A 12,594-nucleotide genomic window follows, 5' to 3' on the forward strand; every position below is an offset into this window, starting at 1 on the left:
AACCCATTCACCTTTTCACTATCTATTATTAGCCGTTAGAATGAATACTCTCCGCTAACGCCCGTAAGGCTGCTGGATCGATTGGCGACAAAGCGTCTTTGTCATAACGTACAGCCGACCCAAAATGTACTTCTGTTACTCCAGTCTGATGTATAAATGAAGTAATACCTTCCGGCTTCAGACCGCTTCCAGCCAGTATACTTACCGATTTCCCCCTTGATTCCTCGACTAGCTTCCGCATAGCAGGAATAGCTTCAGGTGCCGGACCTGGCCCGGCAGAAGTGAGCACACGCGTAATTTGCGGATACTTACAAAGCGTTCGATAACCTTCTATTTGATCCTTCAACTCATCAAAAGCACGGTGGAAGGTTACTTGCAATCCCTCGGTCAACGGCAATAATGTTTCAAGCGCTCGCTCGTCGATAGTCCCTTCTGGAGTTAACGCACCAAGCACAATCCCCGCCGCACCGCTGGCTGCAATTTGCTTTATCTCTGCTGCCATGGTCAAAATGTCATACTTTGAATAGCAAAAAGAACGGCTATGCGGGCGAACCATAACAAACGCAGGAATGTTAACCGATTTGGCAACTTGTTGCACCAATCCTATCCCTGGTGTTAATCCGCCTTCCGTAATCGCAGTAATGAGCTCCAGGCGGTCAGCCCCATTCGCTTCGGCTGTAAAAGCATCGTCCATACAAGTAGCGATGACTTCCAATCTCATAACTTTCCTCCACTCTTCCGGTTGTTATTGTTGTGCCTGTTTCATAACATAATCAGCGAGCAGTCGAGCACCATAGCCCGTTGCTCCAGCTTCTGAATACCCCACATCCTGTTTGTACTGAACCGTCCCAGCCATATCAATATGGACCCAGCTCAGCGATTCCGCTACAAAGCGCCGTATAAAAAGCGCTGCTGTAATCGCACCTGCAAAAGGTGAAGTACTAACGTTGCGCAGATCAGCGTAATTGCTTCGAAGATCGACTTCGTATTCATCCATAAGCGGCATGGGCCACAGTCGTTCTCCATTGCGCTCACCGATTTCGACGAGGCTCTGCGTCATCTCTCCATCACCCCATATGCCGGCGATACCTAATCCTAACGCTGCGCCAACATTTCCAGTAAGTGTTGCAATATCAATGACCTTAGTTGCCCCGATATTTGCTGCATGAATAAGAGCATCCGCGATAATAAGCCGCCCTTCGCCATCCGTATTTGCAACCTGAACCGTCAGCCCATTAGGATAGCGTATAACAGACGATGGCAGCACTGCTTCAGCATCTGGTACGTTATCAACAACTGGGATCAACGCGGTCACATTTACATGAGCTTGATTCCGCACTAAAATATCCAGCGCCCCAAGAACAGCTGCTGCGCCACCCATGTCCATACGTGCATCGCTAATATCACTTGCGGTCTTAACATTCATCCCACCCAAATCGAAGGTAACACCTTTACCCACCAATGCCAGCATTGGCAATTCAGGGTTACTCTCATAGCGAATTTCAACGAGGGCTGGGGAGTGTTTACTGCCTGCTCCAACCGCCAGCAACCCATTCATCTGTAGGTCAACCAGCTCCTGCCCCCGGTAGACATGAACTTTCACTGCTGCGTTATCACGCTCGAAATATTCGACCATCCATTCTGCGAACCGATCCGGATTTAGAGTCCCGGGCACCTCATTCACCAGATCGCGAGCAACCACTGCTCCTTCAGCGCGCATGCGGCCAGTACTTAGTACAACTTCCAGTTCAAGCTTAGTCAGTTCAGGCCAATCGGCTGTCTGGAGCAGCAAATCAACTGAAATGTCTATTTTAGTAACACCACGATAGGTTTGAAAACGATATAATCCGAGAAGCCAGCCTTCAATCCATGCTTGCAGCTCATCCGCAGCGGAAATATCACTTTCTGCTGTCCTACGAACAAATGAAGCTGAATTTCGTCCTTCTCTTAGGGCTGTACGGGCGGCAGAGCCCGCTGCTCGGCGAACTTTCTCAAGCGTAAGAGCCCGGCGTTTTCCCATTCCGATAGCTATCACATCGGACTCTTCCTCAGAGCGAGCATATAACCATGTCACACTGCCACTCTGTTTGTGAGCTTCTCCCAGCCGAAGAGGAAAAGGCTCCTCTTCATAGGCTAAGTAGATAAGCGTATCCGCCCCATTAGCGGAATCGAACAAGATATTCATAGCTGTCCCTTCTTTTCCGTAAAGTGTACTCACATTTAAAATTATCGTTCTAGTTTCAACATTTCTTCATCAAACAGATGACAAGCGAGCTCATGACCTGGTTCAACTTCCCGGAATACAGGCACATGTTGCTTACAGATTTCCATACAGGAAGGGCATCTTGTATGAAAACGACAGCCCGTCGGCGGATCAACTGGACTTGGAAGATCCCCTTTTAGAATAATGCGTTCCTTCTTCAAGCTTGGATCGGGCACGGGAACTGAAGATAGCAGCGCTTGGGTGTAAGGATGCAAGGGACGGTCATACAATGTATCCTTATCAGCCGTCTCCACAAGGGAACCCAGATACATGACCCCAATTCGATCACTAATATGCTCGACCACACTGAGATCATGAGAGATGAATAAATAGGTCAGGCCATATTCTTCCTGCAAGTCCTGTAACAAATTCAACACTTGGGACTGAATCGATACATCCAGTGCTGACACGGGTTCATCCGCCACGATTAGACTAGGGCGTACTGACAGAGCCCGGGCAATCCCAATCCGTTGCCGCTGTCCACCGCTGAACTCAAACGCGAATCGCTCGGCGTGGAGACTGTTCAATCCAACGGTCTCTAGCAGTTCGCAAGCTAGCTTATCCCGTTCTTTAGAGGACAGCTTCGTATGAATAAGCAGGGGTTCGGCGACAAGATCCTTCACCTTCATGCGGGGATTAAGTGAAGCATAAGGGTCTTGAAACACCATCTGCATATCTTTGCGCAGAGGCCGCATCTGGTTGTCTGAGATATGGCTAATATTTTGTCCCTTAAACCACACTTCTCCATGATTGGGTTCCAGTAAGCGAGTCACTAGCCTGCCCGTAGTCGATTTCCCACAGCCACTTTCACCTACAAGGCTGAACGTTTCTCCCTTACGAATGGCGAATGAAATCCCATCAACGGCGTGTAAATATTTAGTCGTTCCGAAGAAGCCCTTCTTCACAGAAAACAACTTCTTCAAACCCTTAACCTCAATTAATGGAGTCTCTTTCATAAACATCCCGCTCCTTCCGTGTCCTCCTGCTGTGTAAGCCAACAACGGCTTTTGCGCTCTAGCCCCTCAATCGGAAGTAGCTCAGGTTCTTGCGACAGACAACGCTCCATGGCAAATTCGCAGCGTGGCGCAAACTTACAGCCGGCAGGCATTTGTGAAAGGTCTGGCACATTCCCTTTTATAGACTCCAAGCGATGTACATTCTGGCGCAGCTTAGGTACCGATTGAATCAATCCCCTGGTATACGGATGTTGCGGTCTGGCGAACAGCTCCTGAACAGAGGCTTCTTCCACCACACGACCTGCATACATAACAACTACCCGGTCACATAATTCGGCAACTACTCCAAGATCATGGGTAATGAGCAGCATTCCCATATCCTGTTCATCTTTCAACTGCTTCATCAGATCAAGAATTTGCGCTTGAATCGTTACATCGAGTGCGGTCGTGGGTTCATCGGCAATCAACAGCTTTGGATGACAAGACATGGCCATTGCAATCATAACCCGCTGTCTCATCCCGCCGGATAGTTGATGCGGATATTCATCGATTAATTCCTCTGCGCGAGGGATACCTACAAGCCGCAACATATGAATCGCATGCTCACGAGCCTTCTTGCGTCCATAACCCAAATGCAGTCTAATCGGCTCTGTTAATTGCAGCCCAATCCGCAGCACTGGATTAAGAGAGGTCATCGGCTCCTGAAAAATCATTGCCAGATCATTTCCCCGGATTTGGCGCATCTCCTTCTCAGAAATCTTCGTCAAGTCCTTTCCTTCAAAACGCACAGAACCTTCAGAAATTCTGCCCGGCGTATCTTTAAGCAACCGCATGATCGATAATGAGGTTACACTTTTGCCACAACCAGATTCACCAACCAGGCCTAACACTTCGCCTTTTTTAATAGCAAAGTCTACCCCCGCAACCGCAGTTATACTTCCATCGCCGCGTTTGAACTCCGTTTTCAGCCCTTGTACATCCAACAAATGTTGAGTCATGTCTTGTCCCTCCTTAGTTTTTCATTTTGGGATCAAGAGCATCACGCAGTCCGTCCCCGACCAGGTTAAATGCAAGTACTGTTAAAAAGATGGCTATCCCCGGAAAATAAACGATATGTGGAGCAATACTTAAATAATCCCGTCCCATACTTAACATTGCGCCCCAATCGGGCTCTGTTGTTTTTGCACCCATTCCGAGAAAGCTCAATGAAGCAGCGGCCAAGATCGCTCCGCCAATCTTCATGGATAGATTAACGATAATGCTGGGCACGGTCTCAGGAAAAATATGACGCCAAATAATCCGGCGATGCTTCGCTCCCATGGAACGAGCCGCTTCCACAAACAATGTTTCTTTCGCAGACAGCGTTACGCTCCGAATAATTCGGGCGAACGATGGAGTACCAAAGACTGCAACTGCGATAACAACGTTGGATAGACCCGGACCGAGAATGGCGACGATCCCAATGGCAAGCAGCAAGTCAGGAAAAGAAAATAGTACATCACTGCCACGCATAATTATCCGATCTAGCCAACCGCCATAATATCCGCTTAACAGACCTAGGATAGTTCCAAGTACACCTGCGATTAAGACGGAACTGAGACTGACCGCTAAGGTTAAGCGAGTACCATCAATCAGACGGCTTAGAATATCACGGCCATATTCGTCTGTCCCGGCCCAATGTGCAGCAGAAGGACCTGCCATAAGAGCATCGTAGTTTGGTTCATCAGGATTATACGGGGTGAAAAATGGCCCGAAAATTGCAATTAGGAATAGCAATATAATAAAAAATGCGGCCACAAGGGGCATCTTTTGTTTACTGAACTTACGTAAAAAAACACCCATACGGCCTTTTGTTTTCTCCGGGGCCAGTACCTCTCCGGGTAATGGAGATTTTGCTCCCATCACCGCCGAATTGTCACTCATGATATCCCTCCTGATCCTAAATTCACCCTATAAATCTATTGAAATTCTGCTTCTTAGTCGCATTAGCTACTGAGAAAACCTTATTTTCGGATTAAGTACGCCATACAATAAATCTACTAATAGATTGATAAGAATAAATTGTGTAGCAAACAGAAGCAGTAAGGCTTGAATGACTGTATAATCCCGGAACAAAATGGAGTCTACTAGCAGCCTGCCAAGACCCGGAATACTGAATACCGTCTCAACCATTACAGAGCCGCCGAGCAGGAACCCAAACTGAAGTCCAGCTACGGTAACCACCTGAATCAAAGAGTTGCGCAGCGCATGCCTGCCGATAACAACATACTCGCGTAAGCCTTTTGCACGTCCTGTACGGATATAATCCTCCCGAAGGGTCTCCAGCATAGATGACCTAGAATAACGGGCCAACATAGACATAATTCCCATCCCGAGTGTAATGGAAGGAAGAATATAGGACTTCCAGGAATCAACACCACCCGTTGGAAACCAACCAAGCTCTACCGAGAAAATTTGAATGAGTACCAAGCCTAACCAAAATCCAGGAATAGACATCCCTGAAATGGCTGTCAACGTCCCTAAATGATCCGGCCACCGATTGCGATAAACGGCTGAAACCACGCCAATTAGAAGACCAATAATTAGAGCCCAGGCCATACTAAGAAAAGTCAGCCACAACGTAGGCATTACTCTGCTTTCCAGCATGTCAGTAACCGGGATCCCTGAACGGATCGAATTGCCCAGATTCCCACTTAGCAGATCACCCATGTAGTTTATGTATTGCTTCCACAAAGGCAGATTGAGACCCAGCTGCTCCTGAATTCCACGAATCTCTTCAAGCGTGGCATCTTTACCGGCAATAAGTCGGGCTGGATCGCCTGGGATTAAGTGAATAAACAAAAAGACAAGCACCGATACAATGAACAACAGCGGAATAACCCCGAGGAGTCTTTGTAAAGCATATCTACCCAACTCATAAGCCCCCTTCAGTATCGACAAATGATTTAGTGAGGCCGCTTCCCACCATACTACAGAAGCGGCCTCGTTCATTTCTTGGGATATTAAACCTAACGTTTGTTTAGCATTATTTCACTTCTGCATTCAGGACATTAATGGAACCATCCGGGAAGACCTTAACTCCTTCCAGATACGATCTTTTGCCTGAGATGATTTGGTCGACGCCCATGAATGCCCATGGAGCATCTTCCCAAATTGTTTTTTGAATATTGCCATAGATGGATTTAGCCGCTTCTGGATCAACAGATTTATTCGCCTCAGCGATCCATTTGTCTACATTTTCATTTTTGTAATAGGCTGTATTTGAGCCAGCAGGCGGGAACATTTCACTACTGAACAACCCTCTGGTTGCACCATCTGCATCACCTGAAGACGGAGACCAGCTGACATACCACATTTGAATTTTTGCTTCTTCTGGTGTCTTAGCAGAGTTAATTTGGTCGGACAATGTGCCTCCTTCCATGGATTTCACGTCTACCTTAATCCCTACAAGTGCTAGCTGTTGCTGAATAAATTGCATACCCTTCATAGTTTCGGATTCATTTTCACCCCAAATTTCGGTTTCGAATCCATCAGGATAACCTGCTTCAGCAAGCAATTGTTTAGCTTTTTCAATGTCATAGTCATAACCTGTTTGCGGGGAATAGTATTGTGTTTTGGAAGACATCGTGGAATCAAGCTTAGCACCAAGACCCGATTTCACAACTTTGATATAAGCTTCTTTATTGATAGCATAGTTAATGGCTTGACGTACCTTCACATCATCAAAAGGTTTTTTCATCGTATTTAACGTTACATAACGGACAATTGTCGAATCGATGGTATCTACAGTAATTCCTTCAAGACCTTCAACCTCAGATACTTGCTCCGTTGGCATTGGATAAATAAAATCTGCCTCGCTGGTTTTTAGCATGGCTATCCGTGATCCATTCTCTGGCACAGGTCTAAAGGTCACACTATCCACTTTTGGCAAGCCCGCTTGCCAGTAATCAGGGTTCTTAACGACAACCAAGCGGTCGCCTTGCACCCATTCTTTGAACTTAAATGGTCCCGTCCCTACAGGATTTTTCGAAATATCGGTGCCATTTTCTTCTAAAGCTTTCGGACTAATAATAGGTGCCATAGCTACTTTATTTAAAAATGCGTTGTACGGCTCACTGAGTGTAATAACCACGGTTTTAGCATCAGGAGTCTCCACTTTCGCTACCTTTGCGAAGCTTTTGCGCAGTCTCAGATTGTTCTTCTCATCTTGAATACGGGCGATGTTTACTTTAACCGCTTCAGCATTAAAGTCAGTACCGTCTTGGAATTTAACATTCTCTTGCAGCGTGAACGTGTAGACCAACCCGTCTTCACTTATGGAATGGCTTGCGGCAAGAACAGGAACCACGTTCATATTCTCGTCAAAACCCATCAGACCTTCGTACATCGTTCTGGCAGCGCTGATTGAATGCGTATCGCTTGCGTTATGAGGGTCCAGCGTAATAAAGTTAGAATTGATGGCAATTACAATGTCTTTATCATTCTTTGTAGTTGGGGTGCTAGTTTCAGTTCCACCAGCAGTATTGCCGTTTTGTCCCTCGTTGCTCGCTTTGTTGCCGCACCCTGCAGTCACTACTACTGTAATAAGCAGCAGCATGAACATTGACCATACTTTTCCTTTTGCTTTCATTTTTTACACTCCCCTATTCAAACGATGTATTAGAAAAGCTTCTAGTCCGATTAATCACCAAACTTGAAGATTATTCTTGACCTTATGCTCTAGATCTCCCATTGAAATACAGCACGGCGTTCGCCGACTACAGTACCGCCATCATTAACAATCGTGTTAGGCACGAGTGCATATAGGCGATCAATTGTGTCTTGATTGCTGTAACCAATACGTTCTAGAATCGATGCGATAATACATGGCCAGACTTGTTCTGATCCGTCGGATACTTTCAGTGATATACCCATTCGTTCCTTACGGAGTCCGATACCGTATACCCCTTTTGCTCCACCCTTAGCCGTCAGATTGTCATCCTTCAGGAGCTCTGAGCATACAAATTTCGTGTCAGCAATCATAACCGGGTTATCGTTCATAAGTTTTGCAATGGCAGCGGCTGCGTTACGTATATCCGTATCCTCAATTAAATCGGGACACGCTAGCTTTAGATAGGAATAAGCGATTTTATGAAGCGGAAGTGCGAAGATAGGAAGTCCACAGCCATCAATACCTTGCGGGATGGACGCTTTGGGAACTTCAGCGATATAAGCCATCATCTCAAGAATCTCCTGTTGTACAGGATGGTTAGGATCGTAATAAGTGTTTATATCCCAACCCATATATTTGCTAAGGCCCATTAACCCTGCATGTTTGCCTGAGCAGTTATGAAAGATTTTACGAGTGGGTTCATTTGCCCGGTGACGTTCTGCTTTGGCTTCTTCATTCAGCGGGTATGTAGAGCAGCAATATAGTGACTCTTCTTTTAATCCCATTTTCTGAAAAAGAGCTTCAAGCGCTTCAATATGGAAGGCTTCTCCCCGGTGTGAAGCGGTAAACAGCGAAGCTTCTTTACTTGTCAAACCATATACTTCATCGATCCGGCGTTTCATTACCGGCAAAGCTTGGAATGGCTTAGCAGCAGAGCGAAGATAAGTCATATGCTCCGGATCGCCTGCTTTGTACAAAATGTTGCCCTTCTCATCAACTACACTAACTGCACCATAATGCACATTCTCCAGCAGGCCACCACGATATTCTTCTACCAATGTTGTAAATCCCATCTGTACAACCTCCCCAGCAGTAGTTAATTTAATCTAAGGCAAAAAATCGATTCTGCGATAAAAGTCCCGATCCGATAATTACACCCTTCTCATTTAGCAACGAGCGATGAATCGTAAAGGAACCACGAAGCGGCTCCCAGGTAAAGCGCGAGAGGTACAGCTGCTCAACTTCTTCGTATATATCCGGGAATTTGTCCACGAGTTCTCCACTTAAAATCACGCTGTCGGGGTTATACATGCATACGACATTATTAATGGTGATGGCCATATACATGAGTGCACGGTCGATCAAGTGAATCGCCCATTGTTCTCGTGCATGTTTTGCTGCGAATAACTCCTCAATCGTACGGATCGGGCGAATCCGATTAGCTTCAGATAATAAAGAACTGATATTTATATAGGTCTGTAAACAGCCCGCTTTGCCGCACTCACACATCATTCCGTTAGGATCCACTGTCGTGTGCCCAATTTCACCCGCACTGTTCATCACCCCTCGATAAATCTCTCCCTCGAGAATCATCGCAGAGCCCACGCCTTGACCGAAACCCAATAATGTCGTACGGCTGGAGCCGACTGCGGCTCCTTTAAGATGTTCAGCAAGAGCCCTTACCTTCAGCTCATTGTCCACAGCGATTTCAAAACCTGTCAGCTCTTTCAAGCGTTTGGCTAACGGCACATTTTTCCATCCTAGCTGAACAGAGAAGACAACAATTCCGTCTTCGTTATTCACAATGCCAGGAAGTCCAACGCCAATACCCACGATGCGTGTTCTGTCAATCACATGCTGCTGGAACAATTGCTCAATGGCTTCATGAATCCGTTCCAGCGTTCGATCCGGGCTTTCGTCTGGTGTACGGGGAAATTGACTACTGCAGATAAGCTGTCCTTGTAAGTCCACAATTCCAATAGACATAAGACTGCGATCCAGTTCAACGCCAACCGATAATACAGAAGCGTCCATCATACCTATTAACGTTGATTTCCGACCTAATCCTGATGATACCTGCTCTGAATCGAGTAAATATCCTTCCTCCGTCAACTCTCCGACAATTCGACTTACAGTCGTAGGACTCATACCAGTCTGTTTAGCAATAGAAGCGCGAGAAATCGGTTGTTGATTTTTTATAATTTCGAAAACCGTTAAACGATTTTGTCGCTTCATAAAATCCTGATCGTGCTTTTTCACGGGCATTCTCCTAATTATTTTCTCCAGTGCATTAATTGGATTAATAAACCACAAAAACAAGAAATTATTTGCAAATAAAGCGCTGATAATGTATTCTTTGATTTAAATTTTAATTTAGTTTCTCCAGTGATGGGATTAATAATAAAGGGTCATGGTTTATGTGTCAATATAAATGACATATTTTTTATTTAAAAATAAATGTAAGCGGTTAACGAAAGATAACCAACACAAAAACCACTCAATATATAACACAGACATAACATATAAGCCCGTGAATTAGCATTTAATTTGAATCTTGAACCTATTAATTGGAATAGAAAGACTGAAAGTGGTATTTTGCTTGGATTAATGTGAGGGTGTGTGAATCGATGGTAAATTGAAGGTAACACTCGCATCAAAAGGAAACTCTCAAAAAGGAGGTAGCTTTTGATGCGAAGTGAGTTAGTTACATCGAAGGTGCTAAAATCATTGAAACTCAACGGTCTTAACCGCTGCGTCCTCTTGGATCATCGATAACAATTGTACTGGATTAAATGATTCAGGCAATCTTACAACGATTTCTACGTTTAATTCGGATTCTACACTGTTATTTTCAGCATGAAAACTTAGAACAGCGATTTTGTGTTCTTTAAGCAACTCTTGAATTCGGCCCATAGCGCCTTCTGTGTTAGCTAGACTTATAACGAGCTGTTGGGTTTTTGGTGCGGCCAGCCAGCTATTACGACTGTGTAAGATCTTTTGCCCAAGTAAAATGATTATCGTTGCTCCTACGCCAAGAATATAAAGACCAGACCCTATAGCCATGCCCACTCCGGCTGTTGCCCAAATCCCTGCAGCAGTAGTGAGCCCTTTGACTGTGTGTCTTTGCATAAAAATCATTCCTGCGCCCAAAAAACCTACTCCGCTTACTACCTGAGCAGCTATCCGAGCGGGATCAAGAGAAAGATTAGGCCAATCCGCTTGATCCTGAAACCCATATTTGGAGATGACCATCATAAGTGCAGCACCTAAGGCCACAACAAAATGTGTTCTAACTCCAGCTTCTTTCATCCGGCTTTTGCGTTCATATCCAACTAATACGCCACAAATTCCCGCGCCAATTACACGAAGCAAATACTCAAACTCCATACCTTCACCTTCTTTCATCATGATATGTATGTTGGATTAGTACCACGTAGGATAAAGTCGATAATCTATTTATTGTATCACAAACAAAAAACCATAATACGTCCTCTCGCATTATGGTTAACTCGCTTTTTTTAAATTTTATACTTCTTAGTTCGTATCGGAAGCTAACAAAGAGCAAATCTCCGCATCTACAAATCTACCTTTTTCAAAAAAAGATTCGCGCAACAATCCCTCATACTTAAAGCCCGCTTTCAAAAGAGACTTCTTGGAGGCAATATTAGCCGGATCATAAAACGCCTCAATTCGATGGAGCTTCATATGCTCAAAGCCATACGCAATAATCGCTGTCAGGACTTCTGTCATCACACCCTGCCGCCAATAAAGTGGAGATAATTCATACCCAATCTCTGCTTTGAAATTTCTGTGCGCCCAGTTATGATATCCGCATGAACCCATCATTATATTATCCTCACGCCTGGCTATTCCCCAGCGAATACTTTGTTTGCCTTTGAAACGTTCATCCCATCTTTCGATAAGGTTGATCGCTTGCTGTATATCGGTAAAGCTATCCAGATCATAATACTGGGTCACTTCATCTTTTGAAAAATAATTATATATTTCTTTAGCATCATCCAGTGTAATTCTTCTCAAAATAAAGCGGTCTGTTTCGAGCACAGGAAATCCCTCAACGTTATCGATCATATTTTCCTTAAGTCTCCTCTCATTTCTCTAGTAGTACAGTTCGTCGTGGAAAGTGAAACTTCCTTTAGGATATAATGTATTTTATAAACTAGTGATTTTTTTCACCTTGTAATCATTTGTTCATATTGCGTTCTTAATTGCTTGATACACTTCAATCATAACGATAACTACAAAGGAGATATTCTTATGAAAAAATTGTATTACACGTCTTTTTTCTATGCAATTCTTGGTTTGATAGCCGGAGTGGCCTATCGCGAAATTACTAAAATGAATGATTTCACAGGAGATACTATATTAGTTGCGCTTCACACTCACATTCTAGTCTTAGGATTCTTTTTCTTTATTATTGCTATGATCTTAGACAAGTTATTTAATATCCATGAGGCTAAATCTTTTGGTGCATGGTACATTGTCTATAACATTGGTCTTCTAATCACGATTGGTGCAATGGCTACACGTGGAATGCTGCAAATTAACGGCAGTGATATTAGCTTCCTGCCCCATATTGCGGGGCTTGGTCACGCCATTGTTGGGGCTGGAATCATATGGCTGCTTGTGCTACTCGGTAAACGAATTAAATAATACAGAAAGAGCCGCCAGGATCACTCCAGCGGCTCTTTTAAATATCCCCTGCT

The 12,594-nt window shown here is 44.7% G+C and carries 12 protein-coding genes; 1 reads left to right on the plus strand and 11 read right to left on the minus strand.

Annotation, left to right across the window (positions count from 1 at the left end; translation table 11 throughout):
- Positions 1–28: 28 nt before the first annotated feature.
- The 11 genes from MKY14_RS10975 to MKY14_RS11025 form a co-directional block, all read right to left on the minus strand.
- Positions 29–721, minus strand: a complete 693-nt coding sequence (locus tag MKY14_RS10975) for a copper homeostasis protein CutC (protein WP_076307631.1) — start codon at positions 719–721, stop codon at positions 29–31.
- Between the two features lie 24 nt (positions 722–745).
- Positions 746–2,185 carry a leucyl aminopeptidase family protein gene (locus tag MKY14_RS10980; protein ID WP_076307630.1) on the minus strand — a complete coding sequence of 480 codons (1,440 nt, stop codon included), beginning with the start codon at positions 2,183–2,185 and terminating at the stop codon, positions 746–748.
- 41 nt (positions 2,186–2,226) lie between these two features.
- The gene (locus tag MKY14_RS10985) at positions 2,227–3,219 is read right to left on the minus strand and encodes an ABC transporter ATP-binding protein (protein ID WP_094903192.1); all 993 of its coding nucleotides are present in this window, start codon (positions 3,217–3,219) and stop codon (positions 2,227–2,229) included.
- Complete coding sequence (locus MKY14_RS10990) at positions 3,216–4,217, minus strand: ABC transporter ATP-binding protein (RefSeq protein WP_076278748.1); 1,002 nt, start codon at positions 4,215–4,217, stop codon at positions 3,216–3,218. The genes MKY14_RS10985 and MKY14_RS10990 overlap by 4 nt, the downstream gene beginning before the upstream one ends.
- A 13-nt stretch (positions 4,218–4,230) precedes the next feature.
- The gene (locus MKY14_RS10995) at positions 4,231–5,061 is read right to left on the minus strand and encodes an ABC transporter permease (protein WP_438357062.1); all 831 of its coding nucleotides are present in this window, start codon (positions 5,059–5,061) and stop codon (positions 4,231–4,233) included.
- Positions 5,062–5,208: 147 nt separating this feature from the next.
- Entirely contained in the window at positions 5,209–6,132 is a 924-nt protein-coding gene (locus tag MKY14_RS11000) for an ABC transporter permease subunit (RefSeq protein WP_036689023.1), read from the minus strand.
- Positions 6,133–6,244: 112 nt separating this feature from the next.
- On the minus strand, positions 6,245–7,849 hold the full coding sequence (locus tag MKY14_RS11005; protein WP_340976478.1) for a glutathione ABC transporter substrate-binding protein: 1,605 nt from the start codon (positions 7,847–7,849) through the stop codon (positions 6,245–6,247).
- Positions 7,850–7,938: 89 nt separating this feature from the next.
- A complete protein-coding gene (locus MKY14_RS11010) occupies positions 7,939–8,943 on the minus strand; it encodes an asparaginase (RefSeq protein ID WP_340976479.1) in 1,005 nt (334 codons plus the stop codon).
- 28 nt (positions 8,944–8,971) lie between these two features.
- Complete coding sequence (locus MKY14_RS11015) at positions 8,972–10,129, minus strand: ROK family transcriptional regulator (RefSeq protein ID WP_340976480.1); 1,158 nt, start codon at positions 10,127–10,129, stop codon at positions 8,972–8,974.
- 465 nt (positions 10,130–10,594) lie between these two features.
- Positions 10,595–11,257, minus strand: coding sequence for an MgtC/SapB family protein (locus tag MKY14_RS11020; RefSeq protein WP_094903188.1), 663 nt, complete (start codon positions 11,255–11,257; stop codon positions 10,595–10,597).
- Positions 11,258–11,404: 147 nt separating this feature from the next.
- The gene (locus MKY14_RS11025) at positions 11,405–11,959 is read right to left on the minus strand and encodes a GNAT family N-acetyltransferase (RefSeq protein WP_081387118.1); all 555 of its coding nucleotides are present in this window, start codon (positions 11,957–11,959) and stop codon (positions 11,405–11,407) included.
- A 186-nt stretch (positions 11,960–12,145) separates the two neighbouring features.
- Here MKY14_RS11025 and MKY14_RS11030 point away from each other — a divergent pair, with 186 nt between their 5' ends.
- Positions 12,146–12,541 (plus strand): DUF2871 domain-containing protein, encoded by a 396-nt coding sequence (locus MKY14_RS11030; protein ID WP_076129897.1) that lies wholly within the window; start codon positions 12,146–12,148, stop codon positions 12,539–12,541.
- The last annotated feature ends 53 nt before the right edge of the window (positions 12,542–12,594 follow it).

This window comes from Paenibacillus sp. FSL R5-0887, from assembly GCF_038002305.1.
Taxonomy (GTDB): domain Bacteria; phylum Bacillota; class Bacilli; order Paenibacillales; family Paenibacillaceae; genus Paenibacillus_AQ; species Paenibacillus_AQ odorifer.